Origin of the sequence: Pseudomonas sp. BN414 (assembly GCF_029871275.1) — a bacterium.
Classification (GTDB): domain Bacteria; phylum Pseudomonadota; class Gammaproteobacteria; order Pseudomonadales; family Pseudomonadaceae; genus Metapseudomonas; species Metapseudomonas resinovorans_C.
In genome coordinates this window covers 174,726-196,035 of record NZ_SSOL01000071.1, presented here as the reverse complement: position 1 = coordinate 196,035, position 21,310 = coordinate 174,726, and the positions used below count along the sequence as shown (strand labels likewise).

The window sequence follows — 21,310 nt, the reverse complement described above, 5'->3', positions numbered from 1 at the left end:
CTGGCCGCCCGCTAGGAGCTTTTTTCTTATGGCAGTCAAGGTTCTGGTGGTGGATGACTCCGGGTTCTTCCGCCGCCGTGTCTCGGAAATCCTTTCTTCCGACCCCAATATCCAGGTGGTGGGCACTGCCACCAATGGCCGCGAAGCCATTGACCAGGCGCTGGCGCTCAAGCCCGATGTCATCACCATGGACTACGAGATGCCGATGATGGACGGCATCACCGCAGTGCGGCACATCATGCAACGCTGCCCGACGCCGGTCCTGATGTTTTCCTCGCTGACCCACGAAGGCGCCCGCGTCACCCTCGACGCCCTGGATGCCGGTGCGGTGGATTTCCTGCCGAAGAATTTCGAGGACATCTCGCGCACCCCCGAAAAGGTCAAGCAACTGCTCTGCGAGAAAGTGCACAGCATCGCGCGCAGCAACCGCCGCTACAGCAGCTTCAGTGCTACCGCGCATCCGACTCATTCGGCCCCGTCGCCTGCGGCCAGCATCCCGGCGCGTCCCGCTCATGCGCCAGCGCAGCCGAGCCATGCCGCACCGGCAGCGCCGACCGCGTCCGCTGCCCCAAAGCGTAAGGCCTACCGGCTGGTGGCGATCGGCACCTCCACCGGCGGGCCGGTTGCCCTGCAACGCGTGCTCACCCAGCTGCCGGCCAATTTCCCGGCGCCGCTGGTGCTGGTCCAGCACATGCCGGCGGCCTTTACCAAGGCCTTCGCCGAGCGCCTGGACAAGCTCTGCCGGATTACCGTCAAGGAAGCCGAGGATGGCGACGTGCTGCGTCCCGGCCTGGCCCTGTTGGCCCCCGGCGGCAAGCAGATGATGGTCGACACCCGTGGTGTGGTGCGCATCCTGCCCGGTGACGAGCGCCTCAACTACAAGCCCTGCGTGGACATCACCTTCGGCTCGGCGGCCAAGTCCTACAATGACAAGGTCCTGGCCGTGGTGCTGACCGGCATGGGTGCCGACGGACGTGAAGGTGCGCGCCTGCTCAAGCAGGGCGGCAGCCAGGTCTGGGCCCAGGACGAAGCCAGCTGCGTGATCTACGGCATGCCCATGGCGGTGGTGAAGGCCAATCTGGCCGATGCCGTGTATGGCCTGGACGATATCGGCCGTCACCTGGTCGAGGCGTGCATGTGATGGAGATACCCAGGTAATGGATGTACTGAGCCTCATCGGGGTAATCCTGGCCTTCGTCGCCATCATTGGCGGCAACTACCTCGAAGGCGGTCACGCCGCGGCCCTGCTCAATGGGCCCGCGGCGCTCATCGTTCTGGGCGGCACCCTGGGCGCGGCATTCCTGCAGACGCCCATGAGCATCTTCAAGCGCTCGCTGGTCATCTTCCGCTGGATTCTCTTCCCGCCCCAGGTGGACCTCGCCGGTGGCATCACCCGCGTGGTGAACTGGAGCATGACCGCGCGCAAGGAGGGTCTGCTGGGCCTGGAACCGGTTGCCGACAGCGAACCCGATCCCTTCGCTCGCAAGGGCCTGCAGCTGCTGGTGGACGGTGCCGAGCCGGAATCCATCCGCAGCATCCTCGAGGTCGATCTCTTCACCCAGGAGGGACGGGACCTGCAAGCGGCCAAGGTGTTCGAGAGCATGGGCGGCTACGCGCCGACCATCGGCATCATCGGTGCAGTCATGGGCCTGATCCATGTGATGGGCAATCTGGCCGATCCCAGCCAGCTGGGGGGCGGAATCGCAGTAGCCTTCGTCGCCACCATCTACGGCGTCGGCTTCGCCAACCTGCTGCTTCTGCCGATCGGCAACAAGCTGAAATCCATCGCCATACGCCAGTCGCGTTACCGCGAAATGCTGCTGGAAGGCATTCTCTCCATCGCCGAAGGCGAGAACCCTCGATCGATCGAACTCAAGCTGCAAGGCTTCATGGATTGAGGAGCTGAGCATGGCGCGCAGGCGGCATCAGGAAGAGCATGAGAATCACGAACGCTGGCTGGTGTCCTACGCGGACTTCATCACCCTGCTGTTCGCTTTTTTCGTGGTGATGTACTCCATTTCCTCGATCAACGAAGGCAAGTACAAGATCCTTTCGGAATCCCTGGTCGGCGTGTTCAACCAGCCGGACCGTTCGATCAAGCCGATCCCGGTGGGCGAGGAGAAGCCGCGCACCACCGAACCCGACCGCAGCATGGTGGAAGAGAGCGAGCGCAGCCAGACCTCCATCGACGATCCGGGTGCCGATCCGCTGCAGGAGATCGCCCAGAGCGTGCGCGATGCCTTCGGCGACCTGATCAAGTCCGAACAGCTGAACGTGCGCGGCAACGAACTCTGGGTGGAGATCGAGATGAACTCCAGCCTGCTGTTCCCCAGCGGCGATGCCGTCCCTAATGACGTCGCCTTCACCTTGATCGAGAAGGTTGCCAGGATTCTGGCGCCCTACGACAACCCGGTACACGTCGAAGGTTTCACCGACAACCTGCCCATCGCCACCTCGCAGTTCCCGTCCAACTGGGAGCTGTCCACGGCGCGCGCCGCCAGCATCGTGCGCATGCTCGCCATGGACGGACTGGCACCGCGCCGGCTGGCAGCGGTGGGCTATGGCGAGTTCCAGCCAGTCGCGGATAACGCTACGGCTGAAGGGCGGGCGCGCAATCGGCGCGTGGTGCTGGTGATTTCCCGAAACCTCGATGTGCGCCGTAGTGTCAGCGGCGTCGGTAGCGCCAATGCCAAGCCGGATGCCGCACTGCAGAGGGCTGGCACGCAACCTGCACCAGCAGCCCCAGCACAGGCCCCGGCAGCGGGTGCCGTCAATTCCCCGTCACCTGGTCCCTAGGGCAGGTTGAGAGTCTCGGTGCATCAGCGCAGCCGGGAGGATGAAGAAGATGAGAGTCTGGGCAGTAGCCAACCAAAAAGGTGGAGTCGGCAAGACCACCACATCCATCGCCCTGGCGGGCCTGCTGGCGGATGCCGGCAAGCGTGTCGTGGTGGTTGACCTCGACCCCCACGGGTCGATGACCAGCTATTTCGGGCATGACCCGGACACGCTGGAACACAGCTGCTTCGACCTGTTCCTGAACCAGGGGGGCGTACCCGACGGTCTGCCGCGCGAGCTGCTGCTGCAGACCAGCCACGAACGCATTTCCCTGCTGCCATCCAGCACGGCGCTTGCGACCCTCGAGCGCCAGTCGCCCGGGCAGAATGGCCTCGGCCTGGTGATCGCCAAGAGCCTGGCGCAACTCTGGCAGCAGTTCGACCACGCCATCATCGACAGCCCGCCACTGCTCGGGGTGCTGATGGTCAACGCCCTGGCGGCCAGTCAGCAGTTGGTGATCCCGGTACAGACCGAATTCCTTGCGGTGAAGGGCCTGGAGCGCATGGTCAGCACGCTGAGCATGGTCAACCGCTCGCGCAAGCAGGCGCTGCCCTACACCATCGTGCCGACCCTGTTCGACCGCCGCACCCAGGCATCGCTCAACACCCTCAAGGTGCTGCGCAACAACTACCCGGAAACCCTCTGGCAGGCTTACATTCCGGTGGATACCCGTCTGCGGGATGCCAGCCGCGCCGGCGTCACACCCTCGCAGTACGATGGCAACAGCCGGGGCGTGATCGCCTACCGGGCCTTGCTCAAGCACCTGCTCGGCCAGCAACTGGCAGCCCAGGTAGCCTGATGCGTTGCAATGTCGACTGCTGGAGCTCAAGTGAAGTGCGCCGCCTGCCGATAGGCTCTACAGATCAATCCCGTGGGTTTCCAACATGAGTCGTCCCCTCGCCACCGCCACCCGCCCGCAACTGGCCCTGCAGTCCTACCTGGATGCGTTGCTGCATGAGGCTTCGGTCGAGCTGGCCGAAAGCATCAGCCGGGAAGAGTTCGAAGCCGCGGTGCTGGAAGAGCAGGTACGTGACGCACGCCTGACTCAGGTGCTGGAAGCTGCGCCCGAGCCTCTGGCCGCTCCGGTCGTGGTGGTATCTGAGCCGGAAGTCGAGCCGCTGCTGGTCCTGGAGCCCGAAGCCTTCATGCCGGCTGCAATCGAGGCCGAGCCGGAGCCCGTGCTGGCGCGCGTTGAAGCGCTGGTGGAACTCGGTATGCCGGGCACGCTCCAGTCCGATGTTCCCGCGCTCGTCGCCGGAGGGCGTCCTGCATGGGGCGAGGAACCCTTCGAGTGCCTGCTGTTCGATGTCGCCGGCCTGACGCTGGCCGTTCCGCTGGTATCCCTTGGCTCCATCTACCCGCTGGCCGGGCAGGAGCTGACGCCGTTGTTCGGGCAGCCGGACTGGTTCCTCGGCATACTGCCGTGCCAGGCGGGGAACCTGAAGGTGCTGGATACCGCGCGCTGGGTCATGCCCGAACGCTACCGCGACGATTTCCGCGAGGGGCTGCAGTACGTGATTTCGGTGCAGGGCTACGAGTGGGGGCTGGCGGTTCATCAGGTCAGCCGCTCCATCCGCCTGGACCCGAACGAAATCAAATGGCGCAGCCAGCGTAGCCAAAGGCCCTGGTTGGCCGGTACCGTGATTGAACACATGTGCGCGCTGCTGGACGTCTCGGCCCTTGCCGAGCTGATCGCCAGCGGTGCCATCAGGCACATGACACTGAATTGAAAGGTGCCTCCGTGCCGTACGGAGCGCCATGAACACAACAGCGGGTCAACCCGCGAACGCCGCCCAGGGTGGCTCAAGAGAGGCTAGGGAACATGAAGAAATCGTCCGCTCAAGGTGCCGAAGATCCCATCCTGCAATGGGTGACTTTCCGCCTGGACAATGAAACCTACGGCATCAACGTAATGCAGGTGCAGGAAGTCCTGCGTTACACCGAAATCGCGCCGGTGCCGGGGGCGCCGAGCTACGTGCTGGGCATCATCAACCTGCGTGGCAATGTGGTGACGGTGATCGACACCCGCCAGCGTTTCGGCCTCGGCCCGGCGCCGGTGACGGACAACACCCGTATCGTCATCATCGAAGCGGACAAGCAGGTGGTGGGCATCCTCGTCGACAGCGTGGCCGAGGTCGTCTACCTGCGGCAGTCGGAGATCGAGACTGCACCCAACGTCGGTAACGACGAATCCGCCAAGTTCATCCAGGGCGTCTGCAACAAGAACGGCGAACTGCTGATCCTCGTCGAGCTGGACAAGATGATGAGCGAAGAAGAGTGGTCCGAGCTGGAGAGCATCTGAGTTGATCTGGATTGCGCTGCTCGCGGTGGTCCTGGCCCTGGCCTGCATCGGCCTGGGCTGGACGTGCTACTGGCTGGCCAAGCGCCTGCGCCAGGAAGTGGAGGCGCAAGCCAAGCGCGACGCAGTGCGCGATCAGAAACTCAAGGAGCTGGGGCGCCGCCTCGAAGCCTATTTCGAGGGCAGTGTGCGCATGGGCGAAGACCTCCAGGAGCTTCGCCGCGTGGTCGCGCCCCTGCCGGACAAGTTGAGCCGCATGGAGCAGCGTGACCCCACCAGCCTGTCCTTCTCCCAGGCGGCGCGCCTGGTTGGTCTCGGCGCCAGCGTCGACGACCTCACCCATTCCTGCGGCCTGACCAAGGCCGAAGCCGAACTGGTGAGCAAGCTTCACCAGGCCCGCAAGGATCACGACTGAGTTCGCCGGACCGCAGACTCATTCCCCTCCAGCCGGTTACCGGCTCACCCGTACCTCCAGTGCCACGCCGCCAACCAGCTTGCCATTTTCCCGCTGCAACAGATCGATGGTGAAACGCGAACCGCGCTTCGCCGCATTCGGCACCTGGATGCGCAGGCCGACACGCAGCGCCTCCGAGGGTCGCAGCAGGACGGGTATTTGCGCGCGTTCACCCTGTGCCCAGGCCAGCTCCAATGCTCCCGGAAATTGCTCGGCCAGCCGCTCCGCTGCATGGCTGGTGAGCACTGCCGGGTTTGAGTGCGCTCCGTCGCTGCGCTCACCGCAGGAGCAATCCAGGCGCGTGGAGTCCTGCAATCTAGGAGGCGTGGGCAGTGCCAGGGCGTTGCTCCGTAATCCGGGCGCGAGGGCACGTTTATCCAGAATCAGGCTTGCAGCCAAGCCTTCCAGGCCCTTTGGTCGCACCAGTTCAAGCTGCACGGTCAACGCGCGCCGCGGCCGCAGGTTGATGGCCAGCAGCGGCAACACGATCCAGGCGTTCGGCGCCAGGTCGACCACCGTCAGGTTCTTCTGCGCCAGGTTGTTCTGCTCCCAGACATGACGCCCGGCCTGTGGCCGATCGAAGCGGGTGAAGACGCTGGCCAGCAGACAGGGATGGCTGCCGACGGGAGGAATCGCCGAGCGGGGCAAGCGTGCCTTGAGGATGCGGCTTTCCCCAGGCCCCAGGTCGAAGGCGGCGGCCGCCGTCACAGCAGGTAGGAAGTCGGCGGGGTAGGTGAACTGGCTGCCGGCGTACTGCTTGACGTTGAAGCTGACCACCAGATGGCGCGCGATCGCCGTGGCACTGCGATTGCGCACACGAGCGTGAATCCAGTTGTCCTGGCCGTATTCCAGGTTCTGGTGCTCCAGGCCATTGTCGTCACGGTTGCGTACCCAGAGGTCGGGAGAGTCCCAGAAGCGGCCGGGCCAATCGTTGCCGCCGGGGTCGGCAGCATCGTCGCGCAGCCAGAGGTCCGGCACGGGCGATGGGTCGGCGAAGCCATAGACGAAACGATGGAATGCATCTACGCAATCGGGCTGCCCCGTGCTCGCCAGCAGGTGGCATTCGAGGTCCTCGCTGAGCACCGGGCGGGCGTGACGAGCCAGGTAGAAGGCGCGCATCTGGTCGCGCAGGGCTGCCGCCCCGGTCAGCGCCGCGATGCCTTTCCAGAGTCGTTCGCCGGCGCCATAGGCATCGAGATGGGTGACCCGCACCCAGGGATTGCGCGGACACAGGGCCAGGGCAGGCGCACTGAAGTCGAAGGGCTGAACACCCCCGGCTCCGTTGCCGTGGTAGACGGTCCAGGCCTCGTCGAACCAGGCGTCGGGCTGGCTCGCCGGCTTCAGGCCGCGCGCCCACCAGCTGTGGAATGCCTCATGGCGCAATGCGCCGGTGCCGCTGGTGGTGCCGCCGTCGTACTCCATGCCGCCCTGATGGATGAAGGCGGTGAAGCGTCCTCCATGCAGGTAACGCCCGGAGCTGTTCTCGTTGTCCACGAGAAAACCGGCGATGGCGCCGGCCTGGGCGGCGATATCCACCGGGCTGCTGCTGAGCTTCCAGGCTGTCACGGTCATTGCACTGCCCGAGACCGGAAGCAGGGTGTCGAAGGTGGCGCTCTGCAGGCTATTGGCTGGTCGCAGCTCGAGCAGCGGTGAGAAGGCCGTGCTGCGCGATGGAAAAGTGATGCGCCAATGATTGCTACCCAGTGGGCTGATCGTGCCGTTGCTGATGGGGGTATGGGCCACCGGCGTGTTCAGCAGTTGCAGTTCCAGGTCCAGTTCGAACTGGTCGTAGATGAGGTTGGCCGGGACGAAAGCCTCCAGATAGCGTCCCGCACCCAGATCGGTGAAGCCGAAGTTGAACACCAGCCTCGGGCCGGCGCTCCAGGTGACCTGCGGCTGATAGGAGCCGGCGGTGGAGGCCTGGGGCAGGCCGACGGCGTAGGTCAGGCGCAGGCTGTGGAGGCTGCCGGCCTCCAGCACCCGGGCCAGCACCCGCAGGCTGGCATGTGCGCCGCCGCCGAAGTCGTGTGCGGCTATCTCGGCCAACGGGATGGGTGTGCCATCCAGCCAGGCGCCGGTGGGTGTCTGGCGGAGGTCGAAGATGGGGCAGCCGGCATTGACGCCCAGGCGAAACTCCAGGGTCGCATCGCCGCTGGCCTGCTGGGTGGCGGCATCGAACGTCAGCGCGGCGTCGATCCGCACGATGTCCAGCGGAACCGCCCAGAGGCCATCCACCAGGCGGGGCGGTGGCGCCAGGTCGAGGTTGCTACCGACGATGTCAGCCAGGGGCGGCAAGCGCTCGAGCAAGCCGGCGAGGTTGGCCACGCACTCACCATCGCCGGGCAGGCAGGCGCCGCCATTGCGCTTACGGATCGCGCGCCAGCCAAAACTGCGCGCGGCAAGCACGTCCGCTGCTGATTCGCTGATGAAGATGGCGCGTTCGCTGGCCTCGCCATGCCCTGCCTTGAGCAGGGCCAGGTCGAAGATGGGCTGCGCCGGTTTGCCGACGTTGCCCGGAATCTCGGTGGACAGTGTGATCAGCCCGGGCTCGATGTAACCGGCCAACCGCAATGCTTCCATCTGTGACTGGATGGAGGTGACGCTGGTGCCGGCCGCTTGATTGCTCAGCAGACCCAGGCGATAGCCGCGTGCCTTGAGGATCTGCAGGCAGTCCAGGGTGTCGGCATAGCGCTGGCGCACGCCGCCGATGGTGGTGACCAGGGTGTCGCCCAGGTCGAAGTAGACCGTAGTGGGGTAGGGGCCTGGCATATCGCCCTCCTGGCAATGATTCAGGTCGGCGACTCAGACGACGCGGCGATAGATGACCGCGTTGCCCGAGGCATCGGTGATGGTGAGGGTGTCGCGATCCAGTTCGTAGCTGTAGGTGACGATGGCGTCATTGGCGGTGGACAGCGCGAGCTGCCCCGGTGCCCGGGTTGCCCAGGTGCCGCCGTCCCACCAGGTGAAAGCGCCGGGGGGATCAGCCTGGCCGGCATAGAGTCCGTCGGCCGCGAAGCGCAGGTAGCCGGCATAGCCGATTGCACCGGCGTCCGCGGAACTCCGATGCCATTGGCCGACCAGTCGCAGGTCCGCTTCCGTCATTTTCGTGGCTCCTTGGTGAATCGCTCGGGGGGCGCGCCGGCCGGGGCCGGCGCTCCACCTTTCTGCAGCGCGTTACTTGGCGCGTACCAGCGTGGTCGACTTGGACTTGCCCTTGAGTGCCTTGGCCAGGTCCTTGGTGGCCGCACCGCCAGCGTCGTCGATCAGCGCAGCCAGCTTGCTGCGCTCGGCGTCGCTCATCACGGCATCGTCTTCGAGCAAGGCCACCGCAGCCTTGACGTCAGGCTTGCGCTTGAGGAAGCGACGCGCCAGGCGCTTGGCTGCGACAGCGGCGAAGTGCGGCCGCAATACCGCCGAGTCGAGTGCCGCATCCAGCGCATCCAGGCCGTCGCCCAGATGGTCGCCGCCCAGGGCCAGCACCAGGTGCAGGTCGGGTGTGACGAGCACCTTGTGCGCCGCTTCAGCGTGGCGGGCATCCACCGCTGCGGTGACCATCACGGTCGAGCTACCGGCCGCGTGGGCAACCATGCCGTCGATTTCCCAGTGCACTTCGACCCGGACTTCATGGATGCCGGGCACGCCGAAGAGCGCGCCCTCGGCCCCCCGCAGCAGGGTCATGGAGTCTTCGAGGCGCTCGCCGGGCTGGAGTACCCGGAACGGACGATCCTCGATGCAGTGCACCAGGGTCCGGAAGCTGCGCACGCTGCCGGCCGGATCGGTGACGGTGCCGCTGACGAAGTCGCTCTTCAGGCTCAGGGTCGCCGGCACCCGGACCGGCTGGTCGCCCTGGTTGACCAGGGCTACGCCGACACGCACCGGGGCTCCCAGCGGCACTTCGCCGAGCAGCGGTGCGACTTCCACGGCCAGCCCGAAGACTTCGGCTTCGAGGTCGGTCGGGGTGATGCTCGGGGTACTGGTGGACGCACCACCGAAGGCCACCGAGCCCGGGCGCACGAAGGGATCGGGGTAGTGACGCAACTGCTTGAGGTTGTCCGGGTTGAAGGACCACTGGATGTTGCTGGGGAACGGCGTCGCAGGTGTACCGGCGGAAGCGATGACATCGCTGGTGCACATGAAACCGTGGTCGGCAAAGTTGTGGTAGAGGCCCATGGCGTGCCCCAGTTCATGGACCGCGGTGCGGAAGTACGGCGCCGCCGCCGTGCCGAAACGCTGGCCGCTGACCGTGCCCCAGCCAGCAGCGATGGTCCAGTGCGAGGCGATGCCGATACCTTCGCGGGGAACGTTGTTGGAGTCGGTTCCGCTGGCGTCATACATGATCCCGCGCGGCGTGGAGTCGATGTTCTTCACCGCGAGGATGTGGTAGCGCCATTCGCTGTCGAGGTTCACCACCGCACGGCGTGCCAGCATCGCCGCGTGCATTTCGGCATCGGACCACGAATTGCCCGACGGTTCGGCGACATTGGTATCGCTGAGGTTCACCGCGGTCTGCCAGCCGACGGCGTCCATCACGGTCGCCCAGGTGTGGCCGATACCGCTGTTGGTGGGACGTTCGGAGCCGGACACCGTGTCGATCTCGACGCTGCAGCGGCGGAAGTAGGCCGACAGCCAGCCCATGGTGAGGCGTCCGACCACCGTGTTGGCGGCGTTCTTCACATCGCCTTCGGCGTAGTCGGAGGACGAGGGGTAGCCGGCTGGCGCGGTCATCCGCGTCATCTGCGCGGTGAGGGTGGACTCCAGCGCCCAGCTGTTCGGGGCGGTGAACCGGTACAGCTGGAAGCTGAGGCCGAAGCTGTTGCCGAGATAGAAGTACTCGGGCAGCGCAGTGACCCGGACGTAGTAGCGATAGCGCGAGCGCGCCAGGATCGGGATGCCCGAAGCGGGATTGGGCCCGGCGAGGAGGATCGGCTTGAGTTGCAGGTCCTGGGTGACTATCGGCTGCCCCTGGAGGACCGGGAAGGGCAAGGGGATGGGAATCGGCAGGAAGATCACCGGTCGCTGGTAGAGGTCGCCGCTGGCGGTGCGGCCGTCGCTGTGGCTCTCCACGCGCAGGGTCCCGTCGTAGGACACCAGCGGCGCACCGCTCGGCTTGTAGTTCAGTAGCCAGCAGCCGGCGCGCACGCTGCGGATGGGCGGCAGGGTGAAGCGGCCCGGTATGGCCAGGGGCAGGTTGGGGTTGAGCGCGGTGGGGGAGGGCGTGGGACCGTCTTCCTGCGTCGGCGGGATCAGGTCGGGCATGGGAGGGATGTTGTTTTGATCTGGCAGGTTGGACACGTTGAACACTCCTATTCAACAAGGGGCGCACCCTGCCCGTGGAATCCAGCTTGCACGCGAGCGACTGCACTTCCGGTACGGTGCCCTTGATGTTGTCTCCTTCGATGAGGTCTGGTCATGCACAGCGACAATCGCATGACGTCAAAAGTATGGTTCGGAGGCGACGTCTGTAAAACGCCACTCATCGCCTGAAACCCGCTTGGTACGCGGGTTCCAGCAATTTCGAAGCTGTCCTGCTGCGGGTTAGCGCGGTGGGTTCTTAGCCTGTCGTCGGGCGGTTCCGCGCAGGTCGGTTCCAGCGGGTCGGACTGGCCTAAGCTGAAATTCCGGGGCTTCTCTCCGGGGAGGTCCGGCGATGCGTCTACTTCCAGTTCTGTTGTTCTGCCTGGTGTCCTGTCTGCAAGCCCAGGAAGCCCCCATGGAAGTAGAGGGCGCAATGACGGTCAATGTGTTGCAAGCACGTTACCTGTACGAGCGCGGCGCGATCTTCATCGATATACGACCCACGCGCGAATGGACCTGGGGCCATATCCATGGCGCCCTGCACCTCGACCTGCTCGATCGGTTCAGCGACCTGGCCCAACCGCAATGGCCGCGCCAGATTCCCCTGGTGATCTATTGCGATAGCGAGGTCTGCCCCCATGGCGCCCAGGCGGTGAAGATGGCCGTGAGCTGGGGCTATCGGCAGGTCTTCTACTTCCGCGAAGGCTATTTCGCCTGGCAGTTGCAGGATTTCCCCCAGGGCAAGGGATTGGCGGGTGAGCGCCTGGTGCTCAGTGATCCGGAGCGTTGAGCAGGGGCAGGGCAGGGGTGACGTCACGTTCAGCGTCAGGGTCGAAGCCGTCCGGGCATTTGCCCTTCAGGTACCAGGCGAATGCGATGATCTCGGCGATGGTGCGGTAGAGCGGCTCGGGGATCGCATCGCCCAGTTCCAGCCGGGCCAGCAGACGCACCAGGTCGGCGTTCTCGTAGATGGGCACTTCGTATTCGCGGGCAATGGCGAGGATGGCTTCGGCCAGCTCGTCGTCGCCCTTGGCGGTCAGGTTGGGAGCATTTGTACCGTCATAGGAGAGGGCAATGGCCTGGCGCGGTTTCTTGCTCATTCCGGCTTCCTTGCAAATGTGCAGCGCGAAGGCAAGCAAGCAGCGACGAGACAGTACGAACAGTACGGCGAGGAATTGGGTGCGCAGCCGACAAGGCTGAACGCATGCAAGGGCGTTGGAATCATGCGGTTTCGTCTACCCAGCGTTGTTCGAGTGTGGTGCGCTGGCCGCGTGGCGGTTGCCCCTGGATGCAGGCCAGTTCTCCAACAGTGAGGCCCGCCGCCTGCAGGCGCTCACGCAGGTTCGGCAGTTCGCGGCCGATCAATCCGGCGGTGTCGGCACGCTCCGCCCACAGCTGACTGGACAGGCTGCCCTGCGCCAGTTGCGCCTGCACCTGCAAGGGGCCGAGAGGCTCCAGGTCGAAGGCCAGTTCGATCCGCCAGAGGCTTTCCTTGCGCTCGTTCTTTTCCTGCCGGCCTTCCTGTTCCTGCTGCAACTTGATCTGCAACGGGACGATGTCCTGCTGGTTACGCATCGGCACTTCGAGCTGCCAGGTGGTCAGCAGGTTACCTTCGGGCGTTACCTGGGTCTGGGCGAGGCTGGAGAGTTGGTGCGTCTGCAGCCGCGAAACGGCGGCGGCAGCCAGTTTGAGCAGGGTTTCCAGGTCGCCTTCTTCCTCGGCGGCCTGCGCCAGGCGCGACGGCAGGGGGAAGCTCAGCGCCTGTTGGCGGGCATTGGCCTGGCCGAGGGCACCCAGGGCATTGCGAATGAAGGCTGGCAGGGCCTGGGCCATGGCGTTGCTGGTGCCGGTGGTCGGCAGGCTGCCGGGCGTGGGCAAGGCAGGTAGCAACTGGGCGACCAGGCGCAGCAGGTTGGCCTTGAAGTCCTGGGGTAGGGAGCCGGTTTGCCCGGCGAGGAGCCGCGCCTCCAGCAGGGCACCGCTGTTTTCCAGGGCGGCAGCCAGGACCTTGGGGTCGCCCAGCTGGCGGATGTCGGGCAATGCGCCGAGCAGTTTGTCCATGGCCGCGCGCAGGTTTTCCGGCAGGTTGTCCCGGCTGGTGCTCTGCAGCGCGCCGATCAAGGCGTCCAGGGACCTCTGGCGGCTTTGTTGCCCGGCCAGTTGCTGGGTGAGTTCGAGCTGATCCAGCTGTGCGGCCAGAGGCAGGAACTGCAGCATCTGGCTGCCCTGGACCTGGGCGCTGAGCAGGCTGCCGATGGCCAGCGGGCGCGGGCTTTCGATGCTCAGCTGGCTACCGGCCAGTGGTGTGTTGAGTACATTGACCAGCACTTTATAGACCGCCGCCTGGGCCTTGCCCTGGGCGGCCAGTTCGCTGGTCAGGACCTTGCCCTGGATCAGGGTGCCCACCGGCAGCAGATCGAGGTCGAGGCTGCCGAGGGCGCGTTCGCCGCCTTTCAGGGCCATGGCCAGACGGGTATCCGAAAGCGCCGTGATGTTGAGCAGGCTGCCCTGGGCCAGAGGGCGCGTACTGCTGGCTTCCAGGGTGGTCTGAGTGCCGTTGGCCAGGGTCAGCTTGAGCAGCAGTTGGAAGCTCTGCGCGGTTTCCTTGAGGGCGATCACTTCGGCGTCGGCGCTTTCGCCGGCGGTCAGCAGTCCGTCCAGAGGCTGGAGCAGTTTGAGCGCCATGTCCGCCGCGTTCTGCACGGGGCGGGAGACGGGCTGGCTGGGCGGGAGAGGGCGCGCGCCGCTGATCTCGGTCATGAAGGGGTTACAACCTGTCGAAAAAGCTGGCTTCGGGGGTGAGAGATGGCATGTATAATGCCGCCCCGTCCGGGCCGGCCGCGAGCCTTGGGGTTCTCCAGTATAGCGGCCGGCACCTTCCTGACTTGAATACATCCCGGGTACCCATGCCGTGACCAGTCCCTATCTCGAGACCGTGGCCCTCGCCTGCGAGCGGGATTGGCGCCTGCTGTTCGAGCGGCTGGACCTGCAGTTGTCCCGTGGCGAGATGCTTCAGGTCGCCGGTCCCAATGGCAGCGGCAAGACCAGCCTGCTGCGTCTGCTCTGCGGTCTGATGCAGCCCACCGCGGGGGAAGTTCGCCTGAATGGCAAGGCGTTGGCCAGCCAGCGCAGCGAACTGGCGCGCAACCTCCTGTGGATCGGTCATGCTGCCGGCATCAAGGGCTTGCTGACTCCGGAAGAAAACCTGCGCTGGCTCTGCGCGCTTCACCAACCCGCCGAGCGCGACGCCATCTGGCGGGCACTGGACGCGGTCGGATTGCGGGGTTTCGAGGATGTGCCCTGCCACACCCTGTCCGCCGGCCAGCAGCGCCGTGTCGCCCTGGCACGCTTGTACCTGGACGCGCCGCCGCTGTGGATTCTCGATGAACCCTTCACCGCCCTCGACAAGCAGGGCGTCGCCCAGCTCGAAGCGCATCTTGCGGCGCACTGTGAGCAGGGCGGCCTGATTGTCTTCACCACCCACCACACCATGGGTCAGGTGCCCGCCGGTTATCGCGAACTCGACCTGGGGCAGCGCCGCGCATGAGTAACGTCTTCACCCTGCTGGTCGCCCGCGAAGCCCGCCTGCTGGTACGCCGTCCGGCGGAATTGGCCAACCCGCTGGTGTTCTTCGCCATAGTGGTCGCATTGTTCCCGCTGGCCGTTGGCCCCGAGACCCAATTGTTGCAAAGCCTTTCTCCCGGTCTGGTCTGGGTAGCGGCCCTGTTGGCCGTGCTGCTCTCGCTGGACGGGCTTTTCCGCAGTGATTTCGAAGACGGCTCCCTCGAACAGTGGGTCGTTTCGCCGCACCCCCTGCCGCTTCTTGTCCTGGCCAAGGTGCTGGCACACTGGCTTTTTTCTGGATTGGCCCTCGTACTGCTGGCGCCGCTGCTGGCGCTGATGCTCGGTTTGCCTGCGCGTTGTCTGCCGGTGCTGTTGCTCTCATTGTTGCTCGGTACCCCGGTCTTGAGCCTGCTGGGCGCCGTTGGCGCTGCACTGACCGTAGGACTCAAGCGCGGCGGCCTGCTGCTGGCGCTGCTGATCCTGCCGCTGTACATCCCGGTGCTGATTCTCGGCAGCGGGGCATTGCAGGCGGCGCTGCAAGGATTGCCGACCGTTGGCCACCTGTTGTGGCTGGCGAGCCTCACTGCCCTGGCGGTGACCTTGACACCCTTTGCCATTGCCGCCGGCCTGACCATCAGCGTCGGTGAATAAGAAATAGAGTTGCCCTGATGAGAAAACTGCCGATGTCCGAACAGGCCCAAGCGCCGAGCAGGTGGCCCCAATGAACTGGACGTGGTTCCACAAGCTTGGCTCGCCGAAATGGTTCTACGAGATCAGCGGGCGCTGGCTGCCCTGGTTCGCCTGGGGCGCGGTGATCCTGATCACCCTCGGCCTGGTATGGGGGCTGGCCTTCGCGCCGCCGGACTACCAGCAGGGCAACAGCTTCCGCATCATCTATATCCACGTGCCGGCGGCTTTCCTCGCCCAGTCCTGCTACATCATGCTCGCCGTCTGTGGGGTGGTCGGCCTGGTCTGGAAGATGAAAATCGCCGATGTCGCCCTGCAGGCCGCCGCGCCCATCGGCGCCTGGATGACCTTCGTGGCCCTGGTGACCGGCGCCATCTGGGGCAAGCCGACCTGGGGCGCGTGGTGGGTGTGGGATGCTCGACTGACGTCGATGCTCATCCTCCTTTTCCTGTACTTCGGAGTGATTGCCCTCGGCCAGGCGATCAGCAATCGTGACAGCGCCGCCAAGGCCTGCGCGGTGCTGGCCATCGTCGGGGTGATCAACATCCCGATCATCAAGTACTCGGTGGAGTGGTGGAACACCCTGCACCAGCCGGCGACTTTCAAAATCACCGAGAAACCAGCCATGCCCGCTGAAATGTGGGTGCCGCTGCTGATCATGGTGCTCGGCTTCTACTGCTTCTTCGGCGCCGTGATGCTGATGCGCATGCGCCTGGAGGTGCTCCGGCGCGAGTCCCGCGCCAGCTGGGCCAAGGCCGAGATTCAGGCACAAGTGGGTAAGGTCTGATGAGTTTTTCTTCCTTCACCGAATTTCTCGCCATGGGTAACCATGGCCTGTATGTCTGGACCGCTTACGGCATCAGCCTGGTGGTACTGGCCATCAACGTCGCCATGCCGCTGATTGCGCGGCGCCGTTATCTGCAAGACGAGGCGCGCCGTTTGCGCCGGGAGGAGTCGAAGTGAATCCGGTTCGCAAGAAGCGCCTGTTCATCATCCTCGCCATCGTGGCGGGCGTGGGCATTGCCGTGGCGCTGGCGCTTTCCGCGCTGCAACAGAACATCAACCTGTTCTACACCCCCACCCAGATCGCCAACGGCGAGGCCCCGCAAGACACCCGCATCCGCGCTGGCGGGATGGTGGAAAAGGGCTCGGTACAACGCAGCGGCGACTCCCTCGACGTGCAGTTCGTCGTCACCGATTTCGCCAAGAGCGTGACCATTCGTTACCACGGCATCCTTCCCGACCTGTTCCGCGAAGGGCAGGGCATCGTCGCCCTCGGCAAGCTGAATGGCGATGGTGTGCTGGTGGCTGACGAAGTGCTGGCCAAGCACGACGAAAACTACATGCCGCCGGAAGTGACCAAGGCCCTCAAGGAAAGTGGCCAACTCCCGAAGAAGGAGGGCTGACCTGATGATTCCCGAACTCGGCCACCTGGCCCTGATTCTTGCCCTGTGCATGGCGCTCGTGCAGGCAACGCTGCCGCTGATCGGCGCCTGGCGCGGTGACCGCCAGTGGATGAGCCTGGCGCAGCCGGCCGCCTGGGGACAATTTGCGTTCCTGGCCTTCGCCTTCGGCTGCCTGACCTACGCGTTCATGGTGGACGACTTCTCCGTCGCCTACGTCGCCAGCAACTCCAACAGTGCACTGCCCTGGTACTTCAAGTTCAGCGCCGTCTGGGGTGCCCACGAAGGTTCGCTGCTGCTGTGGGCGCTGATCCTCGGGGGCTGGACCTTCGCCGTGTCGATCTTCTCCCGGCAACTGCCGGAAATAATGCTGGCCCGTGTGTTGGCCGTAATGGGGATGATCAGCATCGGCTTCCTGCTGTTCCTGATCGTCACCTCCAACCCGTTCAATCGCCTGCTGCCGAACATGCCGGCCGACGGCAATGACCTCAACCCGCTGCTGCAGGACTTTGGACTGATCGTCCACCCGCCGATGCTCTACATGGGCTACGTGGGCTTCTCGGTGGCCTTCGCCTTCGCCATCGCCGCGCTGCTCGGCGGTCGTCTGGACGCCGCCTGGGCGCGCTGGTCGCGGCCGTGGACCATCATCGCCTGGGCCTTCCTCGGCGTGGGTATCGTGCTCGGCTCCTGGTGGGCCTACTACGAGTTGGGCTGGGGCGGCTGGTGGTTCTGGGACCCGGTGGAAAACGCTTCCTTCATGCCCTGGCTGGTGGGGACCGCGCTGATTCACTCACTGGCGGTGACCGAGAAACGCGGCGTGTTCAAGAGCTGGACCGTGCTGCTGGCCATTGCGGCGTTCTCCCTCAGTCTGTTGGGCACCTTCCTGGTCCGTTCCGGTGTACTGACCTCGGTGCACGCCTTTGCCTCCGACCCGGAGCGCGGCGTGTTCATCCTGGCGTTCCTGCTGTTGGTCGTGGGCGGTTCACTGGCGTTGTTCGCGGTGCGTGCTCCCGTAGTGAAGAGCCAGGTGGGCTTCGCCCTCTGGTCCCGCGAGACCCTGCTGCTGGTGAACAACCTGGTGCTGGTGGTGGCGGCCTCGATGATCCTGCTCGGCACCCTCTACCCGCTGGTGCTGGACGCCCTGTCCGGCGCCAAGCTGTCGGTGGGCCCGCCGTACTTCAATGCCCTGTTCGTGCCGTTGATGGGCCTCGTCATGCTGGCCCTGGCTGTCGGCGTGCTGGTGCGCTGGAAGGACACCCCGGTGAAATGGCTGCTGGGCATGCTCGGTCCGGTGCTGATCGGTAGCCTGCTGCTGGGTGTGCTGGCCGCCTTCTTCTATGGCGACTTCCACTGGGCGGTGCTGGCCGTGGGCGCGTTGTCTGCCTGGGTCGTGCTGGCCGGCGTCCGGGATTTGCTCGACAAGACCCGCCACAAGGGCCTGCTCAAGGGTGCCGCTGGCCTGACCCGTAGCTACTGGGGCATGCAATTGGCCCACGCCGGTATCGCCGTCTGCGCCCTGGGCGTGGTGCTCTCCAGTCAGTACAGCGCCGAGCGCGACCTGCGCCTGGCACCTGGCGAATCGGTGGAGCTGGGCGGCTATCGCTTCCTCTTCGAGGGCGCGGCGCACCATGAAGGCCCCAACTTCACCTCCGACAAGGGCACCGTGATCGTCTACGAAGGCGAGAAACAGGTATCGGTGCTGCATCCGGAGAAGCGTCTGTACACCGTGCAGCAGTCCGTGATGACCGAAGCCGGCATCGACGCCGGATTCACCCGCGACCTCTACGTCGCGCTCGGCGAACCCCTGGACAATGGAGCCTGGGCCGTACGCGTACACGTCAAGCCCTTCGTCCGCTGGATCTGGCTGGGCGGCTTGCTGATGGGCCTGGGCGGCCTGCTGGCAGCCTTCGATCGTCGCTACCGCGTGAAAGTGAAGACCCGCGTCCGTGAGGCGTTGGGCATGGCTGGAGCCCAAGCATGAAGCGTTTGATCCTCGTCCTGCCCCTGCTGGGCTTCCTTGCCATCGCGCTGTTCCTGTATCGCGGACTGTTCCTCGATCCGGCCGAGCTGCCCTCGGCGCTGATCGGCAAGCCGTTCCCGGCCTTCTCGCTGCCCAACGTGACCGGCGAGCGCACCCTCACCGAGGCTGACCTCAAGGGCAAGCCGGCGCTGGTCAACGTCTGGGGCACCTGGTGTGTTTCCTGCCGCGTGGAGCACCCGGTACTGAACAAGCTGGCGCAGATGGGCGTGACCATCTACGGCGTCAACTACAAGGATGACAATGCCGCCGCGCTGAAATGGCTGAAGGAGTTCCACAACCCCTATCAGCTGGACATTCGCGACGAGCAGGGCAGCCTCGGCCTGGACCTGGGCGTCTACGGCGCGCCGGAAACCTTCCTGATCGACAAGGACGGCATCATTCGCCACAAATTCGTCGGTGTGATCGACGAAGTGGTCTGGCGCGAACAACTGGCCCCGCTGTACCAGTCCATGGTGGACGAGGGCGGCAAATGAAGCGCCTGATCGCCGCTGCCCTGCTGGGGCTGGCCCTGACCGGAGTCGCCAAGGCCGCCATCGACACCTACCAGTTCAAGGATGAGGCCGAGCGCGAGCGCTTCCGTGTCCTGACCGAAGAACTGCGTTGCCCGAAGTGCCAGAACCAGAACATCGCCGACTCCAATGCTCCGATCGCCACCGACCTGCGGCGGGAAATCTTCCGCATGCTGGAAGAGGGCAAGAGCAACGACGAGATCGTCGACTACCTCGTTGCGCGCTACGGCGACTTCGTGCGCTACAAGCCGCCGATCAACACCCGCACGCTGCTGCTCTGGTACGGCCCTGCCGGCCTGCTGGTCGGTGGGCTGGTGGTGCTGGGCATCATCGTCGTGCGCCGTCGCCGGGTGGAGAACAGCCCCGCGCAGGTGCTGCTTTCCGCCGATGAGCAGGCCCGTCTCGACGCCCTGCTGAACTCCGAGAACCAGGACAAGAAAGACTCATGATCGATTTCTGGCTCGCCGCCGGCCTGCTCCTGCTGGTCGCCCTGGCTTTCCTGCTGATCCCCGTGCTGCGCGGCCGCAAGGCCCAGACCGAGGAAGACCGCACCTCCCTTAACGTCGCCCTCTATCAGGAGCGCCTGGACGAACTGGACTCCCAGCATGCCTCCGGCACCCTGACCGCCGAGCAATTCGAAGCCGGCCGTGCGGAAGCTGCCCGTGAATTGCTGGCCGATACCGAAGGTGCCGACAACGGCCGCGTTTCGCGCCTGGGCAAGGCCCTGCCGTTGGTGGCCGCGATACTTGTTCCGGCACTGGGTTTCGGCCTTTACCTGCACTGGGGCGCCAGTAGCAAGGTGGAGTTGACCCGTGAGCTGCGCGAGCAACCGCGCAGCATCGAGGAAATGACTTCGCGCCTGGAGCGCGTGGTCGAGGCGCAACCGGAGTCCGCCGAAGGCTGGTACTTCCTCGGCCGTACCTACATGGCGCAGGATCGCCCGGCGGATGCCGCACGTGCCTACGAGCAGGCCGTCAAGCGTGGCGGCCGCGAGCCCGAACTGCTCGGCCAGTGGGCCCAGGCCCTGTACTTCGCCAGCCAGAAGAAGCTGACCCCCGAGGTCAAGGCGCTCACCGAAGAGGCCCTGAAGGCCGATCCCAACGAGATCACCAGCCTTGGACTGCTCGGCATCGCCGGCTTCGAGGAAGGCCGCTTCCAGGACGCGATCACCTACTGGGAACGCCTGATCACCCAGCTGCCGGCCGATGATCCGTCCCGTGGCGCCCTGCAGGGTGGGATCGACAAGGCGCGCGAAAAACTCAAGGAGAGCGGCGTGGCTGTCGAAGAACCGGCCGCGGCGCCGGCGCCGACCGGTGCCCAGCTCAAGGTCCATGTCGATCTGGCGGCCGACCTCAAGGACAAGGTGCAGCCCGGCGACAGCGTGTTCATCTTCGCCCGCGCCACCTCGGGCCCGCCCATGCCGCTGGCGGTCAAGCGCATGACCGTGGCGGACCTGCCGGTGGAAGTCAGCCTGAGCGACGCGGACGCGATGATGCCGCAGCTCAAGCTGTCCAACTTCCCGCAGGTACAACTGGTCGCCCGGATTTCCCGTAGTGGCAATGCGACCGCAGGTGAATGGATAGGAAGCAGTTCGCCGCTGTCTACTGGTACGTCGGATACCCAACGACTGACCATCGACAGCCCGGACAAGAAATGACCATCCACACCGCGTTTCCGGCAGCGCCGAGCACCCGCTTCGGCCTGCCCCTGATCTGCCTCCTCCTGACCCTGGCCGGCTGTGCTGGCCAGGGCCCCTACCAAGAGCCCGAAGAGCCGGTGTGGGAACCTTCCCGCAAGCCGCCAGCGGTTCAGACTCCGCCGCCGCAGAGTCGACCCCTGCCGCCGGTTCAGCCGCAGCCTCCCAAGCAGGCTCCGCGCATGAAGGCCCATCCGCGCTTTGCGCCGCCACCCGGTGGTAACTGCTACTGGGACACCGGCCTGGGCGTCTATGTACTCGAAGGTGAGCGCAACGTGTTCTATCGCGAGCGCGTCTACTATCGCTGGGACAATGGCTGGAGCTACTCCAATGGCCCGCAGGGGCCCTGGCAACCCACCGATGCCAGTGGCGTCCCGGCAGGCCTGGGTCGGCATTTCCGCTGATTTTGGCGTCAAGGAGCGGGCCTACAACCCGCTCCATATCCCTTCCCCGTGCCGGACCGTACGGGACGCACTGCACATCACCGCCCCCGATAGTTGCCGCCGACGAGCACCTTATGTAGTGTG

23 protein-coding genes are annotated in these 21,310 nt (G+C 65.3%); 18 read left to right on the top strand and 5 right to left on the bottom strand.

Annotated features, from left to right (window positions below; all coding sequences use genetic code 11):
- The first annotated feature begins 28 nt into the window (after positions 1–28).
- From E8E95_RS18960 to E8E95_RS18930, 7 genes are all read left to right on the top strand, one after another.
- Entirely contained in the window at positions 29–1,141 is a 1,113-nt protein-coding gene (locus E8E95_RS18960) for a chemotaxis response regulator protein-glutamate methylesterase (RefSeq protein WP_280352758.1), read from the top strand.
- A 16-nt stretch (positions 1,142–1,157) separates the two neighbouring features.
- Entirely contained in the window at positions 1,158–1,898 is a 741-nt protein-coding gene (locus E8E95_RS18955) for a flagellar motor protein (protein ID WP_077521941.1), read from the top strand.
- A gap of 10 nt (positions 1,899–1,908) precedes the next feature.
- Positions 1,909–2,796 (top strand): flagellar motor protein MotD, encoded by an 888-nt coding sequence (motD, locus tag E8E95_RS18950; protein ID WP_280352755.1) that lies wholly within the window; start codon positions 1,909–1,911, stop codon positions 2,794–2,796.
- Positions 2,797–2,845: 49 nt separating this feature from the next.
- Entirely contained in the window at positions 2,846–3,634 is a 789-nt protein-coding gene (locus E8E95_RS18945; protein ID WP_280352753.1) for a ParA family protein, read from the top strand.
- An 85-nt stretch (positions 3,635–3,719) separates the two neighbouring features.
- Positions 3,720–4,565 (top strand): CheW domain-containing protein, encoded by an 846-nt coding sequence (locus E8E95_RS18940; RefSeq protein ID WP_280352751.1) that lies wholly within the window; start codon positions 3,720–3,722, stop codon positions 4,563–4,565.
- A 92-nt stretch (positions 4,566–4,657) separates the two neighbouring features.
- Positions 4,658–5,137 (top strand): chemotaxis protein CheW, encoded by a 480-nt coding sequence (locus E8E95_RS18935; protein ID WP_016493839.1) that lies wholly within the window; start codon positions 4,658–4,660, stop codon positions 5,135–5,137.
- 1 nt (position 5,138) lies between these two features.
- Positions 5,139–5,549 (top strand): DUF2802 domain-containing protein, encoded by a 411-nt coding sequence (locus tag E8E95_RS18930; RefSeq protein ID WP_280352749.1) that lies wholly within the window; start codon positions 5,139–5,141, stop codon positions 5,547–5,549.
- Positions 5,550–5,585: 36 nt separating this feature from the next.
- Here the strand turns inward: E8E95_RS18930 and E8E95_RS18925 are convergent, their stop codons facing one another.
- The 3 genes from E8E95_RS18925 to E8E95_RS18915 form a co-directional block, all read right to left on the bottom strand.
- Positions 5,586–8,357 carry an HAD family hydrolase gene (locus E8E95_RS18925; protein ID WP_280352747.1) on the bottom strand — a complete coding sequence of 924 codons (2,772 nt, stop codon included), beginning with the start codon at positions 8,355–8,357 and terminating at the stop codon, positions 5,586–5,588.
- Between the two features lie 33 nt (positions 8,358–8,390).
- Positions 8,391–8,690, bottom strand: a complete 300-nt coding sequence (locus tag E8E95_RS18920) for a hypothetical protein (protein WP_280352745.1) — start codon at positions 8,688–8,690, stop codon at positions 8,391–8,393.
- Positions 8,691–8,762: 72 nt separating this feature from the next.
- Positions 8,763–10,880, bottom strand: coding sequence for a hypothetical protein (locus tag E8E95_RS18915; protein ID WP_280352743.1), 2,118 nt, complete (start codon positions 10,878–10,880; stop codon positions 8,763–8,765).
- A 355-nt stretch (positions 10,881–11,235) separates the two neighbouring features.
- Between E8E95_RS18915 and E8E95_RS18910 the strand changes: the two genes are divergently transcribed.
- Positions 11,236–11,673 (top strand): rhodanese-like domain-containing protein, encoded by a 438-nt coding sequence (locus E8E95_RS18910; protein WP_280352741.1) that lies wholly within the window; start codon positions 11,236–11,238, stop codon positions 11,671–11,673.
- Here the strand turns inward: E8E95_RS18910 and E8E95_RS18905 are convergent.
- Both E8E95_RS18905 and E8E95_RS18900 read right to left on the bottom strand, forming a co-directional pair.
- Entirely contained in the window at positions 11,654–11,983 is a 330-nt protein-coding gene (locus tag E8E95_RS18905; RefSeq protein ID WP_280352739.1) for an EscU/YscU/HrcU family type III secretion system export apparatus switch protein, read from the bottom strand. The genes E8E95_RS18910 and E8E95_RS18905 overlap by 20 nt on opposite strands.
- A 121-nt stretch (positions 11,984–12,104) precedes the next feature.
- Complete coding sequence (locus E8E95_RS18900; RefSeq protein WP_280352737.1) at positions 12,105–13,643, bottom strand: flagellar hook-length control protein FliK; 1,539 nt, start codon at positions 13,641–13,643, stop codon at positions 12,105–12,107.
- A 151-nt stretch (positions 13,644–13,794) separates the two neighbouring features.
- Here E8E95_RS18900 and ccmA point away from each other — a divergent pair, with 151 nt between their 5' ends.
- The 10 genes from ccmA (at position 13,795) to E8E95_RS18850 (ending at position 21,187) form a co-directional block, all read left to right on the top strand.
- The gene (ccmA, locus tag E8E95_RS18895) at positions 13,795–14,430 is read left to right on the top strand and encodes a cytochrome c biogenesis heme-transporting ATPase CcmA (RefSeq protein ID WP_280352735.1); all 636 of its coding nucleotides are present in this window, start codon (positions 13,795–13,797) and stop codon (positions 14,428–14,430) included.
- On the top strand, positions 14,427–15,098 hold the full coding sequence (gene ccmB / locus E8E95_RS18890) for a heme exporter protein CcmB (protein WP_028626578.1): 672 nt from the start codon (positions 14,427–14,429) through the stop codon (positions 15,096–15,098). The genes ccmA and ccmB overlap by 4 nt, the downstream gene beginning before the upstream one ends.
- Before the next feature lie 70 nt (positions 15,099–15,168).
- A complete protein-coding gene (locus E8E95_RS18885; protein WP_077521963.1) occupies positions 15,169–15,921 on the top strand; it encodes a heme ABC transporter permease in 753 nt (250 codons plus the stop codon).
- Complete coding sequence (gene ccmD / locus E8E95_RS18880) at positions 15,921–16,097, top strand: heme exporter protein CcmD (protein ID WP_120649971.1); 177 nt, start codon at positions 15,921–15,923, stop codon at positions 16,095–16,097. The genes E8E95_RS18885 and ccmD overlap by 1 nt, the downstream gene beginning before the upstream one ends.
- Positions 16,094–16,540: a cytochrome c maturation protein CcmE gene (gene ccmE, locus E8E95_RS18875; protein WP_077521967.1), complete on the top strand. Its 447-nt coding sequence runs from the start codon at positions 16,094–16,096 to the stop codon at positions 16,538–16,540. Before ccmD ends, ccmE begins: the two co-directional genes overlap by 4 nt.
- Before the next feature lie 4 nt (positions 16,541–16,544).
- Positions 16,545–18,518: a heme lyase CcmF/NrfE family subunit gene (locus E8E95_RS18870; RefSeq protein WP_280352729.1), complete on the top strand. Its 1,974-nt coding sequence runs from the start codon at positions 16,545–16,547 to the stop codon at positions 18,516–18,518.
- Complete coding sequence (locus tag E8E95_RS18865) at positions 18,515–19,051, top strand: DsbE family thiol:disulfide interchange protein (RefSeq protein ID WP_280352727.1); 537 nt, start codon at positions 18,515–18,517, stop codon at positions 19,049–19,051. Before E8E95_RS18870 ends, E8E95_RS18865 begins: the two co-directional genes overlap by 4 nt.
- Positions 19,048–19,536 carry a cytochrome c-type biogenesis protein CcmH gene (locus E8E95_RS18860; protein WP_280352725.1) on the top strand — a complete coding sequence of 163 codons (489 nt, stop codon included), beginning with the start codon at positions 19,048–19,050 and terminating at the stop codon, positions 19,534–19,536. The genes E8E95_RS18865 and E8E95_RS18860 overlap by 4 nt, the downstream gene beginning before the upstream one ends.
- The gene (ccmI, locus tag E8E95_RS18855; protein WP_280352723.1) at positions 19,533–20,744 is read left to right on the top strand and encodes a c-type cytochrome biogenesis protein CcmI; all 1,212 of its coding nucleotides are present in this window, start codon (positions 19,533–19,535) and stop codon (positions 20,742–20,744) included. Before E8E95_RS18860 ends, ccmI begins: the two co-directional genes overlap by 4 nt.
- A complete protein-coding gene (locus E8E95_RS18850; protein WP_280352721.1) occupies positions 20,741–21,187 on the top strand; it encodes a hypothetical protein in 447 nt (148 codons plus the stop codon). Before ccmI ends, E8E95_RS18850 begins: the two co-directional genes overlap by 4 nt.
- Positions 21,188–21,310 lie beyond the last annotated feature (123 nt).

Bases quoted from the DNA above. Each gene is read 5' to 3' on its own strand.
- E8E95_RS18960 (WP_280352758.1), top strand. From the start codon at position 29: ATGGCAGTCAAGGTTCTGGTGGTGGATGACTCCGGGTTCTTCCGCCGC.
- E8E95_RS18955 (WP_077521941.1), top strand. From the start codon at position 1,158: ATGGATGTACTGAGCCTCATCGGGGTAATCCTGGCCTTCGTCGCCATC.
- motD (WP_280352755.1), top strand. From the start codon at position 1,909: ATGGCGCGCAGGCGGCATCAGGAAGAGCATGAGAATCACGAACGCTGG.
- E8E95_RS18945 (WP_280352753.1), top strand. From the start codon at position 2,846: ATGAGAGTCTGGGCAGTAGCCAACCAAAAAGGTGGAGTCGGCAAGACC.
- E8E95_RS18940 (WP_280352751.1), top strand. From the start codon at position 3,720: ATGAGTCGTCCCCTCGCCACCGCCACCCGCCCGCAACTGGCCCTGCAG.
- E8E95_RS18935 (WP_016493839.1), top strand. From the start codon at position 4,658: ATGAAGAAATCGTCCGCTCAAGGTGCCGAAGATCCCATCCTGCAATGG.
- E8E95_RS18925 (WP_280352747.1), bottom strand. From the start codon at position 8,357: ATGCCAGGCCCCTACCCCACTACGGTCTACTTCGACCTGGGCGACACC.
- E8E95_RS18920 (WP_280352745.1), bottom strand. From the start codon at position 8,690: ATGACGGAAGCGGACCTGCGACTGGTCGGCCAATGGCATCGGAGTTCC.
- E8E95_RS18910 (WP_280352741.1), top strand. From the start codon at position 11,236: ATGCGTCTACTTCCAGTTCTGTTGTTCTGCCTGGTGTCCTGTCTGCAA.
- E8E95_RS18905 (WP_280352739.1), bottom strand. From the start codon at position 11,983: ATGAGCAAGAAACCGCGCCAGGCCATTGCCCTCTCCTATGACGGTACA.
- E8E95_RS18900 (WP_280352737.1), bottom strand. From the start codon at position 13,643: ATGACCGAGATCAGCGGCGCGCGCCCTCTCCCGCCCAGCCAGCCCGTC.
- ccmB (WP_028626578.1), top strand. From the start codon at position 14,427: ATGAGTAACGTCTTCACCCTGCTGGTCGCCCGCGAAGCCCGCCTGCTG.
- E8E95_RS18885 (WP_077521963.1), top strand. From the start codon at position 15,169: ATGAACTGGACGTGGTTCCACAAGCTTGGCTCGCCGAAATGGTTCTAC.
- ccmD (WP_120649971.1), top strand. From the start codon at position 15,921: ATGAGTTTTTCTTCCTTCACCGAATTTCTCGCCATGGGTAACCATGGC.
- E8E95_RS18870 (WP_280352729.1), top strand. From the start codon at position 16,545: ATGATTCCCGAACTCGGCCACCTGGCCCTGATTCTTGCCCTGTGCATG.
- E8E95_RS18865 (WP_280352727.1), top strand. From the start codon at position 18,515: ATGAAGCGTTTGATCCTCGTCCTGCCCCTGCTGGGCTTCCTTGCCATC.
- E8E95_RS18860 (WP_280352725.1), top strand. From the start codon at position 19,048: ATGAAGCGCCTGATCGCCGCTGCCCTGCTGGGGCTGGCCCTGACCGGA.
- ccmI (WP_280352723.1), top strand. From the start codon at position 19,533: ATGATCGATTTCTGGCTCGCCGCCGGCCTGCTCCTGCTGGTCGCCCTG.
- E8E95_RS18850 (WP_280352721.1), top strand. From the start codon at position 20,741: ATGACCATCCACACCGCGTTTCCGGCAGCGCCGAGCACCCGCTTCGGC.